This is a genomic window from Arthrobacter sp. SW1, assembly GCF_001766675.1.
Lineage (GTDB): Bacteria > Actinomycetota > Actinomycetes > Actinomycetales > Micrococcaceae > Arthrobacter.
In genome coordinates, this window is sequence record NZ_MJLT01000069.1 from 66,940 (window position 1) to 91,519 (window position 24,580).

Sequence of the window (24,580 nt, forward strand, 5' to 3'; positions counted from 1 at the left end):
CCGCAGTTCTTTCGTGTGTGTTTTTGGGCGGAATCGTGTGCATTTTTGGTGGAAAGCTTGACCTGCGGCTCCCGCGAGATGACGATTAGTGAACGTTTCACTGTGAGTTAGATCATAAAAAGTCATCTTCGAAAGTGAGTCCCATGCCGTTTCCCTTATCCGGCCTGCTCAGGAACCGGAGTACCGCCCTTGCCCTCGCAGCTGTCCTCTCGGCGTCGTCCCTTCCGGGCCTGGTCTTCGCAGGACCCGCAGCCGCCGCCCCGGGCGACCCCTCGGTGGTCAAGCCCGTCACCCCGGAAGTCCCCGTGGACGCCGCAGGCGTTCCCCTCGGAAAGATCACCGGATTCACTCAGCGCAACAACGTGGTTGACCTCGCTGCGGAATCCGGTGCCCTCCGCGTGACCTTCCTGGACGAGGTCAACTTCCGCCTTGAAGCAGACCCTTCCGGACAATTCACGGACCCCGCCAACACTGACCAGGGAGACCCGGCCCGCACTGCCAACATCGTGGTTGGCAAGGACAAGTTCGCCGGCGCGGCCGTCACGGTCGAAGACGGCGAATGGCTCACCATCAGGACCGCCAAGGTCACCCTGGAAATCAACAAGGCCACCACCCAGCTCAAGGTCAGCCGCGCGGACGGCTCCCTGGTCTTCGCCGAATCGGCCCCCATCACGTTCGGCGCCAAGTCCGCCACGCAGCACCTGCAGCCGCAGGACGGCGAACAGTTCATCGGCGGCGGCATGCAGAACGGCCGCTCCGTACACACCGGCGCCCTGATCAACATCGCCCGCAACTTCGACTGGGACGACGACGGCTACCCCAACGCGGTGCCCTACTACATGTCCTCCAAGGGCTACGGCGTCCTGCGCAACACCTTCGCCCGCGGCTCCTACGACTTCGGCGGGCAGCCCAGCACCACGCACGAGGAGAAACGCTTCGACGCCTACTACTTCGTGGGCGACTACAAGCAGTCCCTGGGCGCCTACACCACGCTGACCGGCAAGCCCATGATGCCGCCCGTCTACGCCCTGGAATACGGCGACGCCGACTGCTACAACCGCTCCAACCCGGACTACTCCTCCTCCGGCTACGGCGATCCGGACGGCGCCAAGCAGCGCACCCCGGACGCCATCAAGACCGCCCGCAAGTTCGTGGAGAACGACATGCCCGCCGGCTGGATGCTGGTCAACGACGGCTACGGCTGCGAGTACCAGGAACTCCCGGAAACCGTGGCCAACATCGAGGAGGAAACGGACCTCAAAGTAGGCCTCTGGACCCAGCGTTCCCTGACCAACCAGGAATACGAAGTGGGCCAGGCCGGCATCCGCCTGCGCAAGCTCGACGTCGCCTGGGTGGGCCAGGGATACCGCCAGGCACTGACCGGCTGCGAGGCCGCACACGGCGGGATCGAGAAGTACTCCAATGCCCGCGGCACCTCGCTCATGGTCGAAGGTTGGGCCGGTTCCCAGCGCTGCGGCATGCAGTGGACCGGCGACCACTCCGGAAACCTCGACGCCGTCCGCTGGCAGGTCCCGGCCCTCACCGGCGCCGGCAACTCGGGCCTGGCGTTCACCACCGGAGACGTGGACGGCATCTTCGGCGGCTCCCCCGAGTCCTACGTGCGCGATCTGCAGTGGAAGGCCTTTGCCCCGGCTCTCTATTCGATGTCCGGGTGGGCGCCGAAGGACAAGCGGCCCTGGCTCTACGGCGATGAAGCCACGGCCATCAACCGCAAGTACCTGCAGCTCCGCCAGCAGCTGATGCCCTTTATCTACACCCTGGCCCAGGAATCCGCGGCCACCGGCGTCTCCATGATGCGTTCCATGGCCCTGGAATTCCCGGAGCAGCAGTGGTCCTACGGGGACGAGGCCAACAAGCAGTTCATGCTCGGCAAGGACTTCCTGGTGGCACCCGTCTTCACCCAGGCCGACGTCCGCAACGGGATCTTCCTCCCCGCCGGGCAGCAGTGGGTGGATTACTGGACCGGCAAGCTCTACCAGGGCGGCCAGATCCTCAACGGCTACGAGGCCCCGCTGGACCGCCTCCCCGTCTTCGTCCGGGCCGGCGCCGTGGTTCCGCAGGGAATCGTGGCCCGCAACGCCTCGCTGGTTCCGGAGGATTCACCCATCACCCTGGACGTCTACGCCAAGGGCAAGAACAGCTTCACGCTCTACGAAGATGACAAGGTCACCCGCGAATACAAGGACGGCAAGGCGTCCCGCCAGCGCTTCGACGTGGAGGCCCCGGACTACGGCCCGGGCACCGTTTCCGTGACCATCGGCGCCCGCGAAGGCAACTACTCCGGCAAGGCCGCGGCCCGCCCGTACCAGCTCAAGGTGCACGCGGGTGCCGCTCCGCTGGAGGTCCGGTTGGGCGCGGCACTCCTGCCCAAGCTCAGCGGGAAGGACGCTTTCGACGCCGCCGCCACCGGCTGGTTCTTCGATCCGGCCAACAACGGCACCGTCCACGTCAAAGCCGGGGCCATCGCCTCGGACAAGACGGCCACCGTCCTCCTGAAGCAGGCCGGTCCCCTGGGCGGTGCGAGCCAGGACGCCCTTGCCGCCGAACTCCGCGTCACCACCGGAAAGCAGGTCTTCCAGGACCAGGACACCACCGTCACCGGGGCGTTCGTCAACACCGGCAAGGGTGCAAAGTCCAACGTCAGGATCACCCCCGTCCTGCCCGCGGGCTGGACCGTCAAGAACGCCACCGGAGACACCGCCGCCACTGTGGCGGGCGGCCAGCAGGCCACCGCGACGTTCGTGGTCTCACCCGGCTCCAGCGCGAAGGCGGGCCCGCAGACCGTCCGCTTCTCGGCGTCGTACACGGCTGCGGACGGCTCCGCGCAAACGGCAGCCGGCGCGAACCAGATCTACGTTGCGTACGGCTCGCTGGCCGCGGCGTACAACAACATCTCCGTCACCACGGTGGCCAATAAGGCACTGGGCAATTTCGACGGCGGCGGGGCCACCTTCGCGGCCGAACAGCTCGCCACCGCGCCCATTCCGGCCGGCGGCGTGCGGCCCGGCAGCACGGTGACCGTACACGCCGGGACGCCCAAGCAGGTGGACTTCACCTGGCCGGCCGTGGGGCCGGACGTGCCGAACGCCGTCGCGCTGTCCGGGCAGACCATCGCCCTGGGCGGCAAGGGAACGCACCTGGCGGTCCTCGGCTCGGCAGCCGTCGGCGGCGGCACCAGCCCGGTCCTCACCCTGAACTACGCGGACGGATCCAGCGAGAAGCAGTCCATCTTCTTCCCCAACTGGCTCCAGCCGCGCGAACTGGGCGGCTCCGTGGTGGCCGTATCCGAGATGGGCCGCAACAACGCCAACGGCCCTTCCCCGGAATACACGCAGTACAAGTACCAGGCCTTCGCCAACACCGTCCGCCTGAACCCGGGCAAGGAACTGGCCTCGGTCACGCTGCCCACCGATACCCGCGTGAAGTTCTTCGACTGGAAGGTGGCCACCTGGCCGCTGCCGGCCGCGCCAAGCGGCGACGTGTACGCCTCGGAAACTCCGTGGGTGGACGCGGTCAACGGTTACGGAGTGATCGGCCTCAACGTGGCCAACAAGGACTCGGCCACCTCCCCGGACAAGCCCCTGGCCATCAACTACACCGACCCGGCCACCGGCAAGGAACCCGTCTTCAGCAAGGGCCTGGGCGTGCACGCTTTGTCCCGCATCAGTTACTACCTGGGCGGAAAATGCACCTCGTTCACCGCCCAGGTGGGGCTGGAAAGCGGCTTCGGCGGCAACATCATTTTCAAGGTCAATGCCGACGGCGTGAACAAGTACCAGTCCCGCACCTACACGCCGGGTTTCGCCCCGGAATCCGTGACGGTGGACCTGCGCGGGGCGTCCTACGTGGAACTGGTGGTTGAGCCTTCCGGCTCCATCAACGGCGCCCACGGCGTGTGGGGCGACGCCAGGTTCAGCTGCGCTCCCTGAGGTTCCATGAACTGACTGCTCGCTGAACTGACTGCCCGACGGCGGCCGGCCACCTTCCCCGCGGAGGTGGCCTGCCGCCGTCGGCGCCCCGGGTGTGCCGCCGAGCAAAGCGACACAACAACTACACTCAACAAGCAATGCGAAGGGTCCACGCCAATCCGGCGAAGGTCGGATCAGTGGCCTTGTTCAGAGAAGTGGCCTTGATCAGAGATGGGGGAAAAGATGGTTCGTGACACGAGGGCCGACCAGGCCTATTTCGATGGTGTCGTGGAGTACCTCCGTGGGATTTGCGGAAGCACAGATGAGCGGCTGGCGCGCCCTCTCGAATCGTTCCGCAAGCCCGAGATCCTCGGCCTGGGGGCCGGCAACGCGATGAAGCAGCGCTGGGATCTGTTCGCCAGTCTTTACGCACAGGGCGCTTCAGCATCAGAACTGCGCGCCGAGTTCGAGGTCTTGCTGCTAGCGGCCGAGCGTGCTCGCCGTCTGTCACTAGCTCACGTCCCCGCCGACTATCTTGCTACGCGGTTCGGTTTTGGGAAGGACAAGGACTTCTATCGTGAGTGGCTGCTGCTGGTGGCGCTGGCGCTGGCGTTCGATGTCGACGATGCGATCTTCGACAGGGCGGTGGCTGCGGTCGAGTTCGGCTGGGGCGATCAGCTGCTCGATCGGCTGATCGCGTCGCGTCGCCCCGATCATCCGGTGGGCGAGGCCCTCGCGTTCCCGAAGATCGTTGGCAAGCTCAATGCTGCCTTCGACGCAGGCCCTTCGGGTGCGGCGCCCGCCGTCGCAAAGTATCTCTCTTCCTGGTATTCAGCCTGGAAGGGCAGCTGGGGCTGGGGCGGCCACGAGCAAGTCAAGAAGCGCCAGTATCACGGGTACTGGGCGTTCGAGACTCTCGGAGTGGTGAAGGCGCTGGGTCTCGGCGATGCGTCGTTCCGCGACAACGAGTACTACCCGCGCGACCTTGCCGGGCTCAGGAAGCCGAACGACGAACGAGCAGCAGGAAGGGCGATGATCACGCGGATGGCGGATACGGTGCCGACGCCCACACTCTACATTGGACGTGACGCGGTTCCTGTGGCAGGGGAGATCCTGTCCTGGCCACCGTTGCGCGCTCTCGGCCTGACCGTGGAGCAGAGGGCTCTCGTCAATCGCGACAGTGTGCTGGAGCAGGGGGATCTTTTCTCGGGGAACGCCATTGCACAACCCGAGGAGGAGCTGTTCGAGTGGCGCGTGTGGGACCGCGGAGCTCCGCGTACGGTCATGCGGTCGAACGCGCTGCGCCTTCCGATGCTCGAACTGCTGCGGTCGACGCTCGCTCCCGCCCTCAGGGTGGCGTCTTGCGGCGAGGTTCCGGGCGTCGAGGTCTCTTCCGATGCCGGGGGCACGCGCTTGAGCTGGGCAGGTGAGTCCTGGGCATGGTTCCTAGGAAGATCGTCCTTCGCGCACGCGCTTCCGCTGATGCAGTTGATCACCGCGTCGGACGAGGAACTCGAGTGGTCGGTGCGTTCGGCAGACGGCTCGCCTCTGTTCGCGCCGGCGGAAGCGGTGCGACAGGAACAGCTTTCTTCGGGTGCATTTCCCGCCCTTCTGGATCACGACAGCTGGCGCACTTGGCTCGACTCGCAGCAGGGCTGATGGCGCCGTGGAAGCGTTGAGCGGCTGAAGACGGAACGGCACGCCCGAGATGAGCCTTGTTGAGAATGATTCTCAACAAGGCTAGAGTGGGCACATGCCCCTTCCTTCCCGCAGCGTGGTCTGCCGCGCCTCCGCGCTTCTCTCCCTTCCCGCAGTGGTGGCCCTGGCCGCCTGCGCTCCGCCTGCGGCGGGGTCCCCGGGCTCTGGTCAGGACGGGCAAACGCTGAAAGTCGCGGCGAACTTCTACCCGGTGCAGTTCCTCGCGGAGCGGATCGGCGGCGAGGATGCGGATGTCACCGGCCTGACACCCGTGGGCATCGAACCCCATGACCTCGCCCTGGGCGGCCAGGCGCTGCAGGAGCTGCGGGAATCCAAGGTGCTCCTCTACCTGGGATCGGACTTCCAGCCGGACGTGGAACGGGTCGCGAAAGACCTTCCGGCCGGAACGGCCGCCGTGGATCTGCTCAGCTCCCCGGGCCTGGAGTTGCTGGACCCTCCGGAGGGCGCGGAACACGGTGCGGAGCACGCAGGAGACCACCACGAGCACAAGGATCCGCACGTCTGGCTGGACCCCGTCCGCTTGAAACTCATGGCGGAAGCGACCGCCGAGGCCATGTCAGCGGCCGACGGTACGCACGCCGCCGCTTACGCGGCAAACCTCAAGGAGCTGCTTGCCGAACTCGAGCAACTGGACCGTGACCTGGCGGCGAAGCTGCGGAACTGTGAGCGCAGGACGCTCCTCACTTCGCACGCGGCCTTCGGATACTTCGCGGACAGGTACAGCCTGAAGCAAATACCCATTGCCGGGATCTCCCCCGACGACGAACCGGACGCCAAGACCCTCGCGCAGATCGCCCGGGAAGCCGAAACGGCCGGCGTCGGGTCCGTCTTCCTGGAAGAGAAACTGAACCCGGCGCTGGCGGAAACCGTGGCCGAAAGCATCGGCGCCGAGACGCGGGCGCTGTCCGCGCTGGAGTTCGACCCCGGTGCCGGGAAGGACCTCATCAGCGTCATGCGGGACAACGGGGAGCAGCTCCGCCAAGGCCTGGGCTGCCGGTGATGGACGCTGTCCTCTCCGCCTCCGGGGTCACCGTCCGCTACGCCGGGCACGCCGCCGTCGAGTCCGTCACGATGTCCCTCGCCGCATCCGAACTGACCGCGCTGATGGGGCCCAACGGTGCCGGCAAATCCACCTTGCTCAACGCCCTGGCCGGGCTCCTGCCGCACGAAGGAACCGTGTCCTGCTGCGGACGGATCCGGACCGCACCCTTCCCGGGACTCGCCCTCGTTCCGCAGCGCGCACGCATCCGGACCGGCCTTCCGCTCTCCGCGAGCCAAGTGGTGGCCACCGCCTGCCTCCACCCGCGGAAATGGTGGTCCCGGCCGGACAGGCACCAGCGCGGGCACATCGCCGACGCCATGGGCACCCTGGGTATCGCCCGCCTGGCCAACACGCCCTTCCGGACCCTGTCCGGCGGCCAGGCTCAGCGGGTCCTCCTGGCCCGGGCGCTGGTGCAGCGGCCGGCGGTCCTCCTGCTGGATGAGCCGTATGCAGGGCTCGACGCCGAAGGTACTTCGGTCCTGAACGCCTGCCTTGCGCGGCTGGCGGACTCGGGAACTGCCGTGCTGGCCGCGGTCCATGACCCCGCGGTGGCCCGGGAGGTGTTCCAGCGGGTGATCCTGTTGAACAAGGGCGTCGTGGCGGAAGGGGCGCCCGGCGAGGTGCTGGACGCGGCTGCGTTGGGCGGCGGGGGTGCCGCTCCGGGCGCCGCCGCGCGGACCGCGGCATGACCGTGCCCGTTTGGGAGTGGTTTTCAGAGCCGCTGTCCCTCGACTTCATGCAGCGCGCCATGGTCAGCGCCCTGGCCCTCGGCATCGCCGCACCGCTTGCCGGGGTGTGGGCCACGCACCGCGGGCTGGTGTACCTGACGGACGCCATGAGCCACGCGGTGTTGTCCGGGGTGGCCGCCGCGTCCCTGCTGGGTTTCTCCCTGCTTCTGGGCGGCGTGGTTTCCGCCGTGGTCATGGCGCTGCTGGTCTCCGGCCTCCTGGCCCGCACCCGGCTGTCCCCGGACAGCGCCATCGGGGTTTCCGCCCAGGGATTGTTCGCCCTGGGGGTGATCGGTGTGTCCCTGGGCTCCGATCCCCGCACCCTCTCGCACGTATTGTTTGGAAATCCGCTGACTGTCAGCGCCGGTGACGTCGCCCTGCAAGGGGGGCTCGCCGCCGTCGTGGTCCTCCTGGTGGTGGTTTTCCTGCCCGTGCTGACGGCAACAACCTTCGACCCCTCGCACGCCCGCTCGCTCGGCATCAACGCCACCTTGCTGGACAGCGCCCTGGTCCTGGGCCTCGGGCTGGTAGTCGTCGTCGGCATGACCACCGTGGGCGTGCTGATGGCCGTCACGCTGTGCGTGGCACCCGCCGCGGCGGCCCAACTGCTTGCCCGGACCCTCAACGGAACCTTGATCCTCGCCGTCGTACTGGGCGTCTGCGCCGGCTTCGGCGGACTGCTGTTCAGCTACCACCTGGCGGTTCCCGCCGGACCGGCCGTGGCCGTCGTGGCTGTGGCCACCGTGGCGGCCTGCGGCGCGCTTCAACGCCTGCGTCCATCCCTTTCCTCCAGACCTCAAGGAGTCACCGCATGAAAGATCCCCGCGTCCCCGTCACCGTCCTGACCGGATTCCTCGGCTCGGGCAAGACCACCCTGCTCAACCGGATCCTCAGCGAAGAGCACGGCCAGCGGATCGCCGTCATCGAGAACGAGTACGGCGAGGTCGGCATCGACGACGCCCTGGTGTACGACTCCGAGGAAGAAATCTTCGAAATGAACAACGGCTGCATCTGCTGCACCGTCCGCGGCGACCTGATCCGCATCCTCACTACGCTCATGCGCCGGCGGGACAAGTTCGACCGCATCCTCATCGAAACCACCGGCCTGGCCGATCCCGCCCCGGTGGCCCAGACCTTCTTCGTGGACCCGGACGTCCGGGCCAAGTTGCGCCTGGACGCGATCATCACCATGGTGGACGCACGCCACGTCCTGGATCACCTGAATGAGGAGAAGCCCGACGGCGTGGAGAACGAGGCCGTGGAGCAGGTGGCCTTTGCCGACCGGCTGATCCTGAACAAAACCGACCTGGTGACGGCGGACGGGCTCGCGGCGGTGACGGAACGGCTGCGCGGCATCAACGCCCTGGCGGAGATCCTGCCCGCAGACCACGCGAAGGTTGACCTCGCCGCGATCCTGGACGTCGGCGCCTTCGACCTGGACCGCGTCCTGGAAGCAGACCCGGCCTTCCTGACCGAACTCGACCACCAGCACGACCTCAGCGTCACCTCCGTCGGCATCGAACTGCCCGGGGAAGTGGACGGCGACAGGCTGGATGCCTGGCTGAGCGTCCTCCTCCGCGAGAAGGGCACGGACATCTTCCGTTCCAAAGGCATCCTCAACCTCGCCGGATCGTCCCGCCGCTACGTCTTCCAAGGGGTGCACATGCTGTTCGACGGCAGCGACGGCCGGCCCTGGGAGCAGGACGAAGAACGGATGAACAAGCTGGTCTTCATCGGCCGCCACCTGGACCGGGGCGCGCTGGAAGCCGGCTTCGCCGCATGCCTGGACGGAGCCGCAGCATGAGGGTCGTATGGGAGGCGCCCCTGGCTGACCGGACCGCCGCCCTGGCGGCCAGCACGGCGGCCGGACGGGTCGCCGTCGCGGGAGTGGACGGAACCCTGCAGCTGCGCTCCCTCGCGAACGGTTCCCTGACCGCGCAGCCCGACGCCGACGTCGACAGCTTCACGGACGTCACCTTCTCGCCGGACGGCCGCAGCCTCGCCGCCACAGGCGTACGGGGTTACCTTCTGTACGGGGTGGAAGACGGTGGGCTGCAGCGTTTCGCCGCCGGCTGGTGCACCCGGGCGGCCTATGCCGACGACGGCAGGCTGGCCGTGGCGGCAGGGCGGCGCCTGGTGGTGCACGCACCGGACGGCAGCCTCGCCTGGCAGCCCGACGCCGCCGGAAGCACCATCACGGGCGTCACCTGGCTGGCCCGGCAGCGCGAAGTGGCGGTGAGCGGCTACGGCGGAGTGGAGATCTACGCCCGCCATTCGAAGCGGCCCGTCCACGGCTACCGCTACGGTGGCTCGCACCTGGCCGTCGCCGCCGCCTCCACGGGGCGCTGGATCTGCACGGGAAACCAGGACGCCACCGTGCACGTCTGGAAAACCCAGGGCAAGCTCGAACTGCACATGCCCGGATACCCCCGGAAAGTGACCCAGCTGGGCTTCGATCCCACGGGCCGCTGGCTGGCCAACAACGGCTCGCGGGACCTGACGGTGTGGGATTTCGGCGGCGAAAGCCCTGCCGGATCGAAGCCGCGGCTGCTTTCGGCGCATGAGGGCATTGAACATTTCGCGTGGCGGGACTGCCGCGTGGGCATCGTGGCAAGCGCGGGCACGGAAGGTTCGGTGGCCATCTGGGGCGTCGAGCGGATGCTGCCGGGGATGCCCGGTAAACCCCTTGCTTCCTTTGACCCGGGCGGGGCGGTCCGCGTCCAGTGGCTGGGCTTGGATCGGCTGCTGGTGGCCACGGAGGAGCGGCTGATGTTGGTGGACCTGGAGCTCTAGGGCGCCGCGCTTTGCCGGCTTCATTCGGCAAAGCCGAATGAAAGTAAGGATCTACCTCATGGACACCGAACAAGAGCGTTCCTAGGCTGAAATCAGCGTGAAGGTCACGTGATGAACATGAAAGAAGCGTCATGGCCAAGGTCTTGCTTGTCCTGTATCCGGATCCCGTAAACGGTTACCCCACCAATCCCAAGGACTACGCCCGGGACACCATCCCAGTGCTTCCTCCTTACCCCAACGGACAGACCCTCCCCACCCCTGAGGCGATTGACTTCACCCCGGGCGAGTTGCTCGGATCGGTTTCCGGTGAGCTGGGCCTGCGCAAGTACCTTGAGGCAGCCGGCCACGAACTCGTCGTGATCAGCGACAAGGACGGGGAGGACTCCGACTTCGACCGGGAACTGGTTGATGCGGACGTCATCATCTCGCAGCCGTTCTGGCCCGCCTACCTCACCCCGGAGCGGATTGCGAAGGCGAAGAACCTCAAGATCGCCATCACGGCCGGCATCGGCAGCGACCACGTGGATCTCACTACTGCCAACGAATACGGCATTACGGTCGCCGAGGTCACGTACTCCAACAGCCTCGCCGTTGCCGAACACACCGTCATGCAGGTCCTTGTCCTGGTGCGCGACTTCGTGCGTCAGCACCGGATCGCGGTGGACGGCGGCTGGAACATCGCCGACGCGGTGGAACGCTCCTATGACCTCGAGGGCATGGACGTAGGCATCTTCGCCGCGGGCCGGATCGGCCGCGCCGTGATCGAGCGCCTCGCCCCGTTTGGCGTGCACCTGCACTACACCGACCGCTTCCGCCTCCCCGTCGAATATGAGGAGAAGTACAACCTCACGTTCCACGAGAACATCGAGGACTTGGTCAAGCACATTGACATCCTCACCGTGCACGCGCCGCTGACTGCGGAAACCGAGGGTCTGCTGAACGACGAACTGCTCTCCACGATGCGCCGCGGTTCCTACATCGTGAACCCGGCCCGCGGCGCCATCGCCGACCGCGACGCGATCGTCCGCGCCCTTGAGTCCGGACAGCTGGCCGGCTACGCCGGCGATGTGTGGGCTCCCCAGCCCGCACCGGCAGACCACCCGTGGCGCACCATGCCGAACAACGCCATGACCACCCACACCTCCGGCACGTCACTGCCCTCGCAGGCCAAGTACGCTGCCGGTACCCGGGAGATCCTGGAATGCTTCTTCGAAGGCCGCCAGATCCGTCCTGAGTACATCATCGTGGAAGGCGGAGACTACGCCGGAACGGGTGCCCACTCCTACGCAAAGCACGACGGCGACAAGGCCACGGTCGGCTAAAGGCCCGGCCAGCCAAGGGGCGGTGACGCTGGGATCCTTCCAGGCGGTAAAGGTGGAGAGAACCGGCTTGACGGTCCTCTCCACCTACGCTGGTACGGACGGACCCGGCGGTACAGCCGCGGTGCCGCCGGTTCGCGCTACCGCTCCTTTCCCTGAACAGACGGGATTCCATGCTCCTGACCCAACTCCAGTACTTCGTTGCCTTGGCCCGCGAAGAGCACTTCGGTCGTGCCGCCGCAGCATGCTTCGTCTCTCCCTCAACGCTGTCCGAAGCGATACGCAAGCTGGAAATCGAGGTGGGGGTGCCACTCGTCCGGCGCGGCCACGCCTTTGAGGGGCTGACCGCCGAAGGAGAGATGGCACTGACGTGGGCACGCCGCCTGGTAGCGGACCAGGCCGCCCTGACCGCGGAGCTATCCGCCGCCGCGCGGGGACAACTCAGCGGGACCGCCCGGCTTGGAACGATTCCGGCCGGCATCGCCGTAGCCACCGCGGTGGTGTCCGAGCTCGCTGCGGCTCATCCGCTGGTGCAATCCACCCTGCAGACGGGTTTGAACAGTGAGGATGTTGTGGCGCGGGTGCGCGCGTTCGAGCTCGACGCGGGCATCATCCACCCTTCCGCTGCGGACGGGCCGGACATCGTGACTGTGCCGCTGGGCGACGTCACGAACGTGGTGGTTGCTGCCCCGGGCTTGTTCGACGAAAATTTGGCCGCCGTCAGCGGCCGCATGCTGAGCGAGGTGCCGTTGGGCCTCCTTGCTTCCGACATGCGGGCCCGGCAGATTGCCGACGAAACATGGCGTGCGGCCGGCTTGGAGGTGCGTCCGCGGGTTGAAGCGGATTCCAACGAAGCCCTCTTCAGCCTGGTCGACTCGGGCTTGTGGGCTGCGGTGGTTCCGGAGCCTGCAGTTGCCGCCCGCCTCGATGACCCGTCCATCCAGGTGCTGCCCTTGGTCGAACCGGCGGTATCCACGCCTCTGGCGGTGGTCCTCCCTGCAGGCAATCCCGCTCCGGTGCTGGTCCGGGCCCTCCTGCCCGCCACGCGCGCCGTAACGGACAGCCCCCGGTACGCGCCCCGGGTCCGTTCTTCCCCTGTTCCTCCTACCTCCCGACCCCACACGTCCTGAGCGGTTCCCGAAGCGAAAGGGGCCGCGCCCCTGACACGCTGAAAGGACCGCCGTCGTGCCTGCCGCAGACCCCGCCGTCCAGACCCCGCCCGCACAGCTTCGCAACGGAGATCCATTGACGCGGCGCATCAAAAGAGCCGCGATGCCCACCCAACCACGTATGCCCTTGCCGTTGCTGCTCGCGGCGTCCCTTGGAGGGGCACTCACCATCGCAGTGCTTGCCCTGACCGGCGACGCCGTGGGCACGCCGATCCTCATCGCGGCGTTCGGGTCATCCTGTGTCCTGGTGTTCCTCCTGCCTCATGCCCCTCTGTCGCAACCAGTGAACGTGATCGGTGGCCACTTGGTCTCGGCGTTTTGCGGGGTACTGGCACATGCGTTCCTGCCGACTGCCTGGTGGAGCCTTGGGCTTTCCGTGGGGGCGGCGATGGCTGCGATGGCCGCGCTGCGTATCATCCATCCGCCGGCAGGCGGGACGCCGATCGCGATCCTGCTGGGACACGAGGGCTGGGGATACTTGTTGGCTCCCGTTCTGGCTGGATCCCTTGTCCTCACCGTATGTGCGGTGGCGTACAGGGTTTTACTGCATCGGCGCGGACAACAAGACTAGGTCCCGGCCGCCGCTGCCGTGTCCGTTTCTGTCGGACGGACACGGCATAATGGCGCGGGTGGGGAAAACAAAGACTCTTGTAACTGGACTGACGGCCCTTCTTTTGGCCGGATCGCTTGCCGCGTGCGACGACGGCCGGGCCGGGGCGGAGGGCGCCGCGAAGCAGTTGGCGTCCTCGCTGGCCGGGCTGGACCTCTCTTCGGTGACGCTGCAGGGCAAGGATTCCGCGGCCGCGAATGAGCAGATCAAGGCTGTGTTCGCAGACCTGGGCGAGGTGAAGCCGTCCGTGCAGGCCGGTGAGCTGAAGCTCGACGGCGACAAAGCCTCTGTGCCGCTGAACTACAGCTGGAAGCTGGGCGGTTCCGAATGGAAATACACCTCCCAGGCAGAGCTGACGAAGTCCGGCGACAAGTGGACCGTCCAGTGGACCCCTGCGCTGCTTGCTCCTGAGCTCAAGGACGGCGAGGTGCTGGACATGTCCATCCTCGGCGCCAAACGCGGCGGCATCCTCGGCGCCGGCGACACTGCGATTGTGTTGGACCGCAAGGTGATGCGCGTCGGCATCGACAAAACCAAGGTGGACGCCGCCAAGGTGGATTCTTCGGCCCGGGCCTTGGCGAAGCTGGCCGGCTTGGACGTGGAGGCCTACGCGAAGCAGGCGGCCGCCTCTGGTCCGCAGGCCTTTGTTGAGGGCATTGTGCTGCGCGGCTTCACCGCCGAGATCACCGAGGCCAAGCTGAAGGCGATCCCGGGGGCGGTGGCCCTGCCGGACACCATGCCCCTGGCGCCCACCCGGACCTTCGCCCGCCCCATTCTCGGTTCCGTGGGCCAGGCCAGCGCAGAGCAGATCGAAAAGTCCAAGGGGGCCCTCAAGGCAGGGGACGTGGTGGGCAGCGGCGGCCTGCAGGAAAAGTACGACTCCATGCTGCGCGGCAAGGACGGACTGGTAATCGATGCGGTTCCCGCGCCGGCTGAAGGCCAAACCACGCCGCCCGAAGGCACTGCGCCGGCTGAGGGAACCACCGGGGAACCCCGTACGCTGTTCGAGGTCCCGGCCAAGGACGGCACGGCGCTGAAGACCACGCTGGACGTCAAGCTCCAGCAGCTCGCCGAGAGCACCCTGGAGGACATCAAGCCGGCCTCGGCCATCGTGGCGATCCGCCCCTCCACGGGCGCCGTGCTCGCCGCCGCGTCCGGCCCCGGCAGCAACGGCTACAACACCGCCATGCTGGGCCAGTACGCGCCGGGATCCACCTTCAAGATGGTCGATTCCCTGGCGATGTTCCGCAACGGCATGACCCCCGATTCCAAGGTCGAATGCACGCCCACCCTTACCGTGGACGGCCGCACCTTCAAGAACGCCGAAGGCTACCCGGCCTCGTCGCTTGGTTCAGTGACCCTCCGGGACGCCTTCGCCCACTCCTGCAACACGGCCTTCATCGCCGCCCGGGACAAGGTCAGCCAGGCGCAGCTCGAATCCGCCGCCACCTCCCTGGGCCTGGCCGTGGAAGCGCCCAAGCTCGGCGCCGATGCCTTCCTTGGATCCGTGCCCGGCACCGCTGAAGGCACCGAACACGCAGCCTCGATGATCGGCCAGGGCAAGGTGCTCGTCTCGCCGCTCGCCGCCGCCGTGATGGCCGCCTCCGTGGGCCATGGCGCTCCCGTGTCACCGCAGCTGGTCCTTAATCCCGACGCCGGTGCAGCCCCCGGCGGTGACGCTCCCGCGGACGGCGCCTCGCCGTCGTCGGGCACTGCTTCCGCTGCTGCCTCACCGACCGGACCCGCGATCGCCAAGCCCGTCACGAAAGCCGAAGCCGCGGCCCTCAGCGACATGATGCGCGCCGTGGTCACCTCGGGCCACGCCGGATTCCTGGCCGAGGTGCCCGGTGCGCCGGTGGGCGCCAAGACCGGCACCGCAGAATTCGGCAACGACAACCCTCCCAAGACCCACGCCTGGATCGTCGCCGTGCACGGCGACCTGGCCGTGGCCGTGTTCGTCGAAGACGGCGGCCTGGGTGCCACCACCAGCGGACCGCTGCTGAAGGAATTCCTGACCGCCGCGGGCTAGTTCGGGCCGTCCTATTCGTGGAACGGTGCGCCGGTGCGCTGGTGATCGGCGTGGATCCCGGATGCTTGATGGATGTCGCGTACCTATGTCTTGACTGATAGGCAGTGGCCCGTATTCGGCCGTTGCTGCAGTCCTCTGCGGGACTTGCTCGGGCGGGCGACCACTCATTAGGATGAGCTGGCTTTGACCAAGGCTTGCTGACACGAGTGATAGCAGCTGATCATCGGATCCCGGTTACGCCATTGGTACGTCTTTCGGCCGCGACTTTAGCTTCCCCAGGACCCTTTGATGGGCGTTCCGAATGCGACGTCGCGGTATTCGCAGAACAGGCTTCGATTGAGCTGATCGGGGTAGCTGTTTGTTACCCATACTTTGCCGCTGAGCTTGAACATTACGACTGGCGATCCGAAACCGTGATAGGTCGTCGGGGCATGTGGCGCCTCAACAACGATTGTCGATGTGCCCGGCTGGATTTCATAAGTGTTCTCAAGAGTGACAAATCCCGCAGTAGTTTCTGCGCCGTCCGCACGCACGCTGGTGATCTTGATTGAGTCGATGACTCTGAAGGACACCGGGGCATTCACTCGGTTAGTCAGGCTTAATCTCATCCGATACTCATCCATAGCGTGCCCTTCATAAACCAGATCGACACTGTCGATGGAGAGTGAAACTCCTGCATCCGCAGGGCACGTCGGGCTCGGCGACGGTGCAATGGTAGTGATCGCCGGCGCTGGCGCGGGTGCCGGGATTGTGGCAGGCGGGTCCTGCTTTGTTGGTAAAGGGGCTGGCTCTTGCACGACAGGTGCTGCGTCACGCCCAGTAGGCATGACGGCAGGGCTTGGTTGCGTTGGCGTCGATGACGTCTGACTCCTTGGAGCGGGCAGCCCGACCTCAGAGTGTGCGGAGACTTCCGTTTGTGTCTCGTTATTGGTGCTATTCTTCGTTTCAGCCGCCGGTTGCAGTTTTCCAATAAGCACACCGGCCAGTACAGTCAAGGTGAGGACCATCAATACTGCGGTCACAATGATTCCGAAAAGCAAAACTCTAGAACCAAGCTTATTCGTCACCGCCTCAGTGTAGTGGACTGCCATCTTGTCCTAGGCGTCTTTGCTGGAAAATCTGGGTGGACTATTGCGGCGCCGCTGCCTGAAGCCGCAGCTTAATGGCCATCACTAACTTCTTGGCTTTCTCGGCACCTTCTTGCCTAGACGTAGAATTGATACCCAAACCCGGGCCCTACCCGCAAATCCCCCGGAGGTTGGCGCTACCGGGGGATTTCCCTTTACGCGGCGGTTCGTGAGGTCAGGGTCGCCGTCAGGGATCTCTGACGACTGCATCGGGTCTAGGACGATTTGGGGGAAACATCCCAACCGTCGATCTCATCCTTCAGCGACTTGTATTCCTCACATCGAATTCCCACGGAGGAGCTCATCACCTGCTGAACTTCGAAAGCCTTTCGGTTCGACTCCGCACCGAACTTATCCGTGACTTTGTCTCGAACATCCTTGGAGCTCTTACCGCTCGCGAACCCGTCACACGTCACATCAACCGCAGTGCGGATGTCTTCGTCTGACCAAGAATCGTAGAAGCCGTTTAGATCTCGTAAGAGGGCAATGATTCCTTGATACTCAAGCTTCTGGATCGCCTCCTTCTTCGGGCTCACATATGTTGCCACGTTCTGTGGCGTACTAGGTGCCGAACATCCGGTCAGTGCCAGAAACGTAACCGCCAGGCATGCCGCCCCCATTGACGTCTTCATTTACCAATCCCTTCGAAAACGGCCCACATTGCGGGCACAAAAGCTGATTTTCCCATGACAGCCGATTACCGCCGGGGAATGACCACACCTTCCACCGGTAAGCCTTCACAAGCAGTAATGAAGGTCATGGCGCACCCGCTTGGGGTCCCGCTGATACCGCTTGCTGAAACAGCCAAGGTTTGCAGGATTTCGGTCTCCACGTTCCGCAGAAAACGTGAAAGAACTCAAGAATCTGGCGCGGCTAAGGTGGGTAGGGGATGGCATATCCCCGTGACAGTTCTTATGGAGTTAGGTCTAGATGCCTACCGACAGCGCCTGGATGAGAAGCTGCAACAGGCCAAAACGACTGGGCCGCGACTGGTGGGGCTGGTACGAAGTGTTCAGGATGAACGCCAAGACCACCAGCTTCCGCTCTGATCGCGGCTGGACTGACCGCATATGCAGTACGAGGTCGTTGTAGGAATCCTGGTCTTCATTGCCTACTTCATCTTCATCCTGAGCTTCATTTCGCAGCTGCCCGGCATGATGCGCACACCGTTCCCGACGCCGGCGTAACGGGCAGGCCGGCAGCTATTCGTGAAACGGTTCGCCGGTGAGCTGGTGATCGGCGTGGTTCAGGGTCTCCCGGATGAGCCGGACCAGGTGCCCGTCGTGCAGTGAGTAGATGACGTGCCGGCCTTCCTTGCGTGTGTCCACCAGGCCGCTGAGCCGCAGCTTCGCCAGGTGCTGGCTGACGACGGTGCGCGGGACGTCGGCCAGTTCCGTGAGTTCCGTGACGGACTTGGGCCCGGTGGTCAGCTGCCACAGCAGGTGGAGGCGGGTCGGTTCGGCGAGCATCCGCAGCGTGGCGGCAGCGGTGTCCAACAGGCCGGCGTCCGGGGTGACTTCATGGACGAGCGAGGGCGTGGTGGTCTGTCCGCTTGCTTGGCGTGCACTACTCAACAGGGCCCGCTCCTTCTGCTTCAGAGATTCCTGGTTGCGGGTTCCGCTCGCTGTGGCGCGGGGTTCTTTGGCCACGAGAGGAACGCACCCGTACCGCCTATCATCGCAACAATTGTCAGCATGAGGGCAGCCGGGCCCAGGCCCGCCGCGGCGCCGAGCCAGCCGGCCAGCGGATACGTCAGGATGTAGCAGGCGTGCGAGAGCGAGAACTGCGCCGTGAAGACGTACGGCCGGGTCTCCTCGGTGGAGGCTTCGCGCAGCAGCCGGGCCGACGGCGTCAGGATGGTCGCGTTGCCCGCGCCCAGCAGGAACCAAAGGAGCAGCAGGACGGGCCAGGTGGAGGCCGCGTCCGGACCGGTCAGGAAAGTCATGGCCGAGACCGCCGCCAGGACAGTCGGAATGGCGGCGGCGCCGGCGAGCATCACCGGCCGGTCCCCGAAGCGCTCCAACACCCGGGGAGCGCTGAGGGCCACCGCCATGGAGCCGATTCCGAAGCATGCCAGCGCCAGGGCGAGGTCCGTCTCCGGCCGGTGCAGCACCTCCCGCACATACACCACGGTGTTGACCAGCACCAGGGCGGTGGGCGCGGCGACCACCAGGTTCAGGGCCAGGAGCGAGCGGAGCTTGGGCGTTCGCCAGAAGATCCGCGCGCCGAGGGTGGTGCGGTGCCACAACGACGCCGGAGCCTCCTTCGGCGCGTTGCCCGGCGGCGCGCTGTTCGCCGGTGAGCTTTTTGGCACGGCGCCGCCCGCCGCCGTCGGGAGCGCTTTGGCCGGGAGCGCTGTTCCGGCGACCATCAGCGCGGAAAGCAGGAAGCCCGCCACGGTCCCCAGGAACAGCGTGTTGTAGCTGAGCACGGTCAGGAGGAGGGCTGCGATGGCGGGGCTGGCGAGGGCTTCGAGGTCGTAGGCGAGGCGGGACAGGGAGAGGGCGCGGGTGTAGTCGTTTTCCCTCGGCAGTACGGCCGGGATCAGCGACTGGAAGGCCGGGGTGAAGGTGGCCGAGGCCGACTGCAGCAGGAAGATCACCACGTAGATCTGCCAGGCCTCGGTGATGAACGGCAGGCAGAGGGCCATCGCGGCGCGGAGGAGGTCGGCGCCGATCAGGACGGGCTTCTTGGGCAGGGCCGCGGTGACGGCGTTGATGACCGGGGCGAAGCCGACATAGGCGGCCATTTTGATGGTGAGGGCCGTGCCGAGGATGGCGCCGGCGTCTTTTCCGGCGAGGTCAAAGGCGAGGAGGCCCAGCGCCACGGTGAGCAGGCCGGTGCCGAGGAGGGCCACGATCTGCGCGGTAAACAGGCGCCGGTAGGTGGTGTTCCGCAGGACCGCGAGCATCAGGACCTCCTCGTTAAGTGCATATGTGCATTGTAGTGCACATATTGGCGAATCGCCTGCCGGGGCGGCGGGAGTGGGAGCATGGACTGATGGCCAAGCCCTTCACCCTGACCCAGCTGCGGTACTTCGCGGTGGTGGCCGAACTGGAGAACATGACGGCCGCCGCCGGAGTCCTGAACGTCACGCAGCCCGCCCTCTCAACCGCCATGGCGCAGTTGGAGGCCAGCCTCGCCACCCAGCTTTTTGTGCGGCAGCGGACCCGTGGAATCCGCCTGACGCCAAGCGGGAAGCAGTTCGCGCAGGACATCAAGTCGTTCCTGGAGCAGGCGGACTTGCTGTACGAATCCGCACGCGGCATGGCCACCGCGCTTTCCGGCGAACTCAAGGTGGGGGTCTTCGCCCCGCTTGCGCCGTTCCGGCTGCCGGCCATCCTGCAAACCTTTGAGGCCAGGTATCCCGCGGTGGATGTCTCCATTGTGGAGGCCGACCTCGCGCGGCTGCAGGAGCTTCTGCTGGACGGGCAGTGCGATGTCGCCCTGATGTACGGCCTCGGCCTGGGAAAAGGATTCAGCTACAAAGTCCTCGAGCGGATTCCTCCGCACGTCCTGCTCCATGAAGGGCATCCGCTGGCCGTCAGCGGCAGGCGGGAGGTCTCCCTGCGCGAGCTTGAAGGGGAACCGTCGGTGGTCCTGGACCTGCCGCACAGCCGCGAGTACTACGAGCAGCTCTATGCCATGGCGGGCATCGTGCCTAATGTCCGGCACCGCTTCTCCGGCTATGAAACGGTGCGGTCGTTCGTGGCCAAGGGCCACGGCTACGCAGTGCTCAACCAGCGTCTGCGCAGTGACACCACGTATTCGGGAGGGCATGTTGTTCCGCTGGGCCTGACGGATCCGTTCCCGCCGATCGAGGTGATGGTTGTCCGCCCCGAGGGAGTCCAGGCAACGCGCCGGGTCCTGGCTTTCGAGGAAACGTGCCAGCTGGTGTACGACGAAGGGCCGTAGCCGGTCGCATAAAGGAAAACTATCGGACGGCTAAAAACAATCAATTAGACAGATGTGACCGGCGTCACTGATCGTGGAACCACCCCCTTCAAAGGAGACATCCCATGGTCCTGAAGTACGTCGAGAGTGTCAGTGGAACCCCGGCCGAAAGCTCCGCCCTGAAGTCCGGCACCACGCCGCCCAAAACCACCGCCATGCAGAAACGGGTGCTGGCCGGCGGCAGCGTTGGCCAGTTCATCGAGTTCTACGATTTCACCCTCTACGGCCTCACCGCCGTCGTCTTCTCCCAGCTCTTCTTCCCGGGAAGCAACCCGCTCACCGCCATGCTGGCCACCTTCGCCACCTTCGGCGTCGCCTTCGTGGTCCGCCCCTTGGGCGGGCTGTTCTTCGGTGCGCTGGGGGACCGGATCGGCCGACGGCGGGTCCTCACCATCACGCTCATGGCGATCGGCGGCGCAACCGCCCTGATGGGCCTGCTGCCCACCTACGCCCAGATCGGCGCCTGGGCTCCGGCACTGCTGGTCCTGTGCCGGCTCATCCAGGGCTTCTCCGCCGGCGGCGAGTCCGTGGGGGCGCCCTCCTTCGTGTTCGAGCACGCCCCGGTCAACCGGAGGGGCTTCTGGCTCAACATCACCATCGCGGCCACGGCCCTGCCCTCGGTGGTGGCGGGCACCATGATCCTGATCCTTAGCCAGTCCATGCCCAACGAAGCCTTCATGGCCTGGGGTTGGCGCCTGCCGTTCCTGCTGGCGCTTCCGCTGGCCATGGTCGGTGTGTGGATCCGCAGCCGTACCGAGGAGAGTGAAGCCTTCAAGGATGCCCAGGCCGGCCGTACCAAGGAATTCAGCCCCGTCCGTGAGGCCTTCCGGGAGAACAAGCTCCGCATGGTCCAGGTCATTTTCGTCATGGGCCTGACGGCCATGGGCTTCTACTTCCTGTCCGCGTACTTTGTCTCCTATGTACAGACCACGGGCCACCTGAGCCGCGAACAGTCCCTCCTGGTGAACGCCGCGGCCCTGGCCCTCTACGCGGTCCTGCTGCCGATCGGCGGCCGGCTGGGTGACCGCTTCGGCCGCAAGCCGATGCTCATCGCGGGCTCCGCGGTCCTGGCGGTGCTGTCCGTGCCGAGCTTCATGCTCGTGACCAGCGGCAACATCGGCCTTGCACTGCTGGGCCAGTCGCTTTTCGTCGTGGCGCTCTGCGTCTATGGCGGCGGCTGCTACACCTTCTTCGTCGAAGTCTTCACCACGAAGACCCGCTTCACCTCCGCCGCCGTCAGTTACAACGCTGCCTACGCACTCTTTGGCGGCACCGCACCGTTCGTCGGCACCGCCCTGGTCGGGGTCAGCGGCGTCCCGCACATGCCGGGCGTGTACATGGCGGCCGCGGCCGCCGTCGTACTTCTCCTGGTCACCCTCACCAAAGTGCCCGAGACCCGCGGCCGCCTGGGCTAAGACCGTTTTCCGCTCCAGCAAAGGACTCCACCATGACTACGCATGCCTTCCTCAAGGATTTCCACCACGTGGCCATCATCGGCGCCACTCCCAACAACGGCGTCGAGCGGCAGGCCGCAACCGCCGAGGACGGCTTGACCCGGGCCTGGTTTGCGGATTTTGTGCGCGACGCCGGCTGGCAGCTTCGGGTTGACGGCATCGGCAACATGTTCGGGCTGCTGGAGTGGACTCCGGGCGCGCCGTACATCCTGATCGGCTCGCATCTGGACAGCCAGCCGCTCGCCGGACGGTTCGACGGCGCCTACGGCGTGATCGCGGCGCTCCACGCGGCGAAGAGGCTGGACTCGGAGGTAGCCGCGTCCGGTGCCGCGCCGCGCTACAACCTGGCGGTGGTCAACTGGTTCAACGAGGAAGGCAGCCGCTTCGCCCCGAGCATCATGGGCAGCTCGGTGTTCGCGGGCCTCTTTGACCGTGAGCAGATGCTCGAGGTCCGGGACCTGGCGGGCACCAGCGTCCGCGAGGCCCTGGAAGGCATCGGCTACCTCGGCACGGACGAGGGGCCGGAGGCGGCCGGCTACGCCGAAATCCACATCGAGCAGGGCCGCATCCTGGAACGTGAAGGCGTGCCGATCGGCCTGGTGGATTCCAGCTGGTACACCCAGAAGCTGGACATCGAGGTCCTCGGCGAGCAGTCCCACACCGGCGCGACGGCCATGGCCGACCGGCACGACGCACTCGTTGCCGCCTCCAAGATCATCCTTATGGTGCATGACGTCACCAAGGACTTCGCCGAGGAGGCGCTGGTGTCCTCGGTAGGCCAGCTGACGCTGGAGCCCAACTCGCCGATCGTCGTGGCCCGCCGGGTCCACCTGGTGGCCGACCTGCGTTCCGGCGACCCTGACATCGTGCGGGCGGCGCGTGCCACATTGCTGCGGGACATCGACGCGCTCGCCAAGGAGCACGACATCAAGGTCAACGTCCGGGACTTCGACATCCGGCCGATCCGGCGCTTCCCCGAGGCCGGCCTGGAGCTGTCCGAGAAGGTCGCGGCCAACCTTGGCCTCACCGCACGCCGGATCCAGACCATGGCCGGGCATGATTCCGTTGCCCTGAACACGATGGTTCCCTCGGTGATGCTCTTCATCCCCAGCGTGGACGGCGTTTCGCACTGCGAGCGGGAATTCTCCACCGACGGCGACATGGTCACCGGGGTGGACATGCTTACCGGAGTGGCGCGCGAACTCGTGGCGGGGGCCCTCGCATGAGCGCGGCGCATTCCGAGCTGCACTACCTCGATGCCACGACCGCCCTGCGGATGTTCCGCAGCCGCGAGCTCTCCCCCGTGGAACTCATGGAGGCCGTCATCGCCAGGACAGAGCAGGTCAACGGCAGTATCAACGCCCTGACGGAAACCCTGTTCGAGGCGGCCCTCCGCGCGGCCCGCCAGGCAGCCACGGCCTACGCCCGGGGCCGCGGGCTGACCCCGCTGCTCGGCCTGCCGGTGGCCGCCAAGGAGAAACACGGCCTTGCAGGCCACACGCTGTCCCAGGGCCTGATCGCGCAAAAAGACACGCTCGCCACGGAAGACCACCCCGTGATCGCGCGCATCCGGGCCGCCGGCGGGATCATCCACACGCGCACCACCACGCCGGAATACAGTTGCGCCACCATCACCCACAGCCCGCTCTGGGGCGTCACCCGGAACCCCTGGAACACCCGGTACTCTCCCGGCGGGTCCTCCGGTGGTGCCGGAGCCGCCCTGGCCGCCGGGCTGGCTCCGCTCGCCACGGCCTCGGACATCGCAGGCTCAACCCGGCTGCCGGCGTCGTTCACTGGAACTGTGGGTTTCAAGGCGCCGTACGGCAGGATCCCCGGGCTGGCGCCGCTGTCCGCGGACCATTACCGCGGCGACGGCCCCATGGCCCGGACCGTCGCGGACACCGCCCTGCTGGCCGGCGTCATGGCCGGACGGCACCCGGGCGACCACACCTCCCTGGCGGACGGGGCTCCCGTGGCCGTTCCGGCGTCCGGGGCCGAGGCAGCGCGGGGCATGCGCATCGCGCTCTGTATCCGCCTGGGCAACTACCCCGTGGCGTCCGACGTCGAGGCCAACACCCGCGCGGTGGCCGCGGCACTGCGGGAGGCCGGCGCCGTCGTGGAGGAAATCGAATTGCCGTGGACCACCGAGTTCATCAGCCGGACCATGTTCACGCACTTCGGCTACCTGCTGGGGCCGGCCATGGAAGATGAAACTGCCGGAACCGAGGACCAGCTGGCCCCTTACACCCGGCGCTTCATGGCCGACGCCCGAGCTGCCGCGGCAGCGAACCGTTTCGTGGATGGCATCCGGGCTGAAACGCAGATCCAGGCCCAGCTCGCCGCCGCGATGGCGGGCTTCGACGCCCTGCTGTGCCCGGCGTCGGCGGTTCCCGCGCTGGAAGCGGAGGGTGCGTACCTGGATGGAATCGACGCCGGAGGGGTCCACCTGGAGCATTACTGGCAAGGGCACATGACGGGTCCGTTCAACATCACCAACCGCTGCCCCGTGCTCGCCGTGCCGAGCGGGATGGCGGAGTGCGGCATCCCGACAGGTGTGCAGATTGTGGGGCACCCCTTCGACGACGCCGCCGTCTTCCGGGTGGGCGCCGCCGTCGAGGCACTGCTTCCCTGGGAACAGCGGCGGCCGGCGCTGCAGGGCTGATTCCAGCTCGCAGGCACCCGCCTCTGGACATCTCTTCCGGACTGT

19 protein-coding genes are annotated in these 24,580 nt (G+C 66.4%); 15 read left to right on the forward strand and 4 right to left on the reverse strand.

Features of this window, described 5'->3' with window-relative positions; translation table 11 throughout:
* The first annotated feature begins 143 nt into the window (after positions 1-143).
* The 11 genes from BIU82_RS18885 (at position 144) to BIU82_RS18935 (ending at position 15,338) form a co-directional block, all read left to right on the forward strand.
* The gene (locus BIU82_RS18885; protein WP_070351006.1) at positions 144-3,950 is read left to right on the forward strand and encodes an NPCBM/NEW2 domain-containing protein; all 3,807 of its coding nucleotides are present in this window, start codon (positions 144-146) and stop codon (positions 3,948-3,950) included.
* A gap of 210 nt (positions 3,951-4,160) precedes the next feature.
* A complete protein-coding gene (locus BIU82_RS18890) occupies positions 4,161-5,588 on the forward strand; it encodes a PoNe immunity protein domain-containing protein (protein ID WP_070351007.1) in 1,428 nt (475 codons plus the stop codon).
* A gap of 94 nt (positions 5,589-5,682) precedes the next feature.
* Complete coding sequence (locus BIU82_RS18895) at positions 5,683-6,648, forward strand: metal ABC transporter substrate-binding protein (RefSeq protein WP_070351008.1); 966 nt, start codon at positions 5,683-5,685, stop codon at positions 6,646-6,648.
* On the forward strand, positions 6,648-7,379 hold the full coding sequence (locus BIU82_RS18900; RefSeq protein ID WP_070351009.1) for a metal ABC transporter ATP-binding protein: 732 nt from the start codon (positions 6,648-6,650) through the stop codon (positions 7,377-7,379). Before BIU82_RS18895 ends, BIU82_RS18900 begins: the two co-directional genes overlap by 1 nt.
* The gene (locus BIU82_RS18905; protein WP_070351010.1) at positions 7,376-8,233 is read left to right on the forward strand and encodes a metal ABC transporter permease; all 858 of its coding nucleotides are present in this window, start codon (positions 7,376-7,378) and stop codon (positions 8,231-8,233) included. Before BIU82_RS18900 ends, BIU82_RS18905 begins: the two co-directional genes overlap by 4 nt.
* On the forward strand, positions 8,230-9,222 hold the full coding sequence (locus tag BIU82_RS18910; protein ID WP_070351011.1) for a GTP-binding protein: 993 nt from the start codon (positions 8,230-8,232) through the stop codon (positions 9,220-9,222). The genes BIU82_RS18905 and BIU82_RS18910 overlap by 4 nt, the downstream gene beginning before the upstream one ends.
* A complete protein-coding gene (locus BIU82_RS18915) occupies positions 9,219-10,211 on the forward strand; it encodes a WD40 repeat domain-containing protein (RefSeq protein ID WP_070351012.1) in 993 nt (330 codons plus the stop codon). The genes BIU82_RS18910 and BIU82_RS18915 overlap by 4 nt, the downstream gene beginning before the upstream one ends.
* Positions 10,212-10,342: 131 nt before the next feature.
* Positions 10,343-11,533, forward strand: a complete 1,191-nt coding sequence (locus BIU82_RS18920) for an NAD-dependent formate dehydrogenase (protein WP_070351013.1) — start codon at positions 10,343-10,345, stop codon at positions 11,531-11,533.
* 170 nt (positions 11,534-11,703) lie between these two features.
* Positions 11,704-12,660 (forward strand): LysR family transcriptional regulator, encoded by a 957-nt coding sequence (locus BIU82_RS18925; protein ID WP_070351014.1) that lies wholly within the window; start codon positions 11,704-11,706, stop codon positions 12,658-12,660.
* Between the two features lie 55 nt (positions 12,661-12,715).
* Positions 12,716-13,270 carry an HPP family protein gene (locus BIU82_RS18930; protein ID WP_216099047.1) on the forward strand — a complete coding sequence of 185 codons (555 nt, stop codon included), beginning with the start codon at positions 12,716-12,718 and terminating at the stop codon, positions 13,268-13,270.
* A 49-nt stretch (positions 13,271-13,319) separates the two neighbouring features.
* Positions 13,320-15,338 carry a penicillin-binding transpeptidase domain-containing protein gene (locus tag BIU82_RS18935; protein WP_171906590.1) on the forward strand — a complete coding sequence of 673 codons (2,019 nt, stop codon included), beginning with the start codon at positions 13,320-13,322 and terminating at the stop codon, positions 15,336-15,338.
* Between the two features lie 266 nt (positions 15,339-15,604).
* Here BIU82_RS18935 and BIU82_RS19775 read toward each other — a convergent pair whose 3' ends face one another.
* From BIU82_RS19775 to BIU82_RS18950, 4 genes are all read right to left on the reverse strand, one after another.
* Entirely contained in the window at positions 15,605-16,405 is an 801-nt protein-coding gene (locus tag BIU82_RS19775) for a hypothetical protein (protein WP_139146693.1), read from the reverse strand.
* A 275-nt stretch (positions 16,406-16,680) separates the two neighbouring features.
* On the reverse strand, positions 16,681-17,097 hold the full coding sequence (locus BIU82_RS18940; protein WP_139146694.1) for a hypothetical protein: 417 nt from the start codon (positions 17,095-17,097) through the stop codon (positions 16,681-16,683).
* A 570-nt stretch (positions 17,098-17,667) separates the two neighbouring features.
* A complete protein-coding gene (locus BIU82_RS18945; RefSeq protein ID WP_070351017.1) occupies positions 17,668-18,039 on the reverse strand; it encodes a metalloregulator ArsR/SmtB family transcription factor in 372 nt (123 codons plus the stop codon).
* Positions 18,040-18,059: 20 nt separating this feature from the next.
* Positions 18,060-19,376 carry an MFS transporter gene (locus BIU82_RS18950; RefSeq protein ID WP_070351018.1) on the reverse strand — a complete coding sequence of 439 codons (1,317 nt, stop codon included), beginning with the start codon at positions 19,374-19,376 and terminating at the stop codon, positions 18,060-18,062.
* An 89-nt stretch (positions 19,377-19,465) separates the two neighbouring features.
* On the opposite strand from BIU82_RS18950, the gene BIU82_RS18955 reads away from it, so the two are divergent.
* The 4 genes from BIU82_RS18955 to BIU82_RS18970 all read left to right on the forward strand — a co-directional run bounded on the left by BIU82_RS18955 (position 19,466) and on the right by BIU82_RS18970 (position 24,535).
* Entirely contained in the window at positions 19,466-20,380 is a 915-nt protein-coding gene (locus tag BIU82_RS18955; RefSeq protein ID WP_070351019.1) for a LysR substrate-binding domain-containing protein, read from the forward strand.
* A gap of 104 nt (positions 20,381-20,484) precedes the next feature.
* Positions 20,485-21,834 (forward strand): MFS transporter, encoded by a 1,350-nt coding sequence (locus tag BIU82_RS18960; RefSeq protein ID WP_083292423.1) that lies wholly within the window; start codon positions 20,485-20,487, stop codon positions 21,832-21,834.
* Positions 21,835-21,866: 32 nt separating this feature from the next.
* Positions 21,867-23,099: a M20 family metallo-hydrolase gene (locus BIU82_RS18965; RefSeq protein WP_070351020.1), complete on the forward strand. Its 1,233-nt coding sequence runs from the start codon at positions 21,867-21,869 to the stop codon at positions 23,097-23,099.
* Complete coding sequence (locus tag BIU82_RS18970; RefSeq protein WP_070351021.1) at positions 23,096-24,535, forward strand: amidase; 1,440 nt, start codon at positions 23,096-23,098, stop codon at positions 24,533-24,535. The genes BIU82_RS18965 and BIU82_RS18970 overlap by 4 nt, the downstream gene beginning before the upstream one ends.
* Positions 24,536-24,580 lie beyond the last annotated feature (45 nt).

Coding starts and splice junctions, on each gene's coding strand:
- BIU82_RS18885 (WP_070351006.1), top strand. CDS start 144: ATGCCGTTTCCCTTATCCGGCCTGCTCAGGAACCGGAGTACCGCCCTT.
- BIU82_RS18890 (WP_070351007.1), top strand. CDS start 4,161: ATGGGGGAAAAGATGGTTCGTGACACGAGGGCCGACCAGGCCTATTTC.
- BIU82_RS18895 (WP_070351008.1), top strand. CDS start 5,683: ATGCCCCTTCCTTCCCGCAGCGTGGTCTGCCGCGCCTCCGCGCTTCTC.
- BIU82_RS18900 (WP_070351009.1), top strand. CDS start 6,648: ATGGACGCTGTCCTCTCCGCCTCCGGGGTCACCGTCCGCTACGCCGGG.
- BIU82_RS18905 (WP_070351010.1), top strand. CDS start 7,376: ATGACCGTGCCCGTTTGGGAGTGGTTTTCAGAGCCGCTGTCCCTCGAC.
- BIU82_RS18910 (WP_070351011.1), top strand. CDS start 8,230: ATGAAAGATCCCCGCGTCCCCGTCACCGTCCTGACCGGATTCCTCGGC.
- BIU82_RS18915 (WP_070351012.1), top strand. CDS start 9,219: ATGAGGGTCGTATGGGAGGCGCCCCTGGCTGACCGGACCGCCGCCCTG.
- BIU82_RS18920 (WP_070351013.1), top strand. CDS start 10,343: ATGGCCAAGGTCTTGCTTGTCCTGTATCCGGATCCCGTAAACGGTTAC.
- BIU82_RS18925 (WP_070351014.1), top strand. CDS start 11,704: ATGCTCCTGACCCAACTCCAGTACTTCGTTGCCTTGGCCCGCGAAGAG.
- BIU82_RS18935 (WP_171906590.1), top strand. CDS start 13,320: ATGGCGCGGGTGGGGAAAACAAAGACTCTTGTAACTGGACTGACGGCC.
- BIU82_RS18940 (WP_139146694.1), bottom strand. CDS start 17,097: ATGAAGACGTCAATGGGGGCGGCATGCCTGGCGGTTACGTTTCTGGCA.
- BIU82_RS18950 (WP_070351018.1), bottom strand. CDS start 19,376: ATGCTCGCGGTCCTGCGGAACACCACCTACCGGCGCCTGTTTACCGCG.
- BIU82_RS18955 (WP_070351019.1), top strand. CDS start 19,466: ATGGCCAAGCCCTTCACCCTGACCCAGCTGCGGTACTTCGCGGTGGTG.
- BIU82_RS18960 (WP_083292423.1), top strand. CDS start 20,485: ATGGTCCTGAAGTACGTCGAGAGTGTCAGTGGAACCCCGGCCGAAAGC.
- BIU82_RS18965 (WP_070351020.1), top strand. CDS start 21,867: ATGACTACGCATGCCTTCCTCAAGGATTTCCACCACGTGGCCATCATC.
- BIU82_RS18970 (WP_070351021.1), top strand. CDS start 23,096: ATGAGCGCGGCGCATTCCGAGCTGCACTACCTCGATGCCACGACCGCC.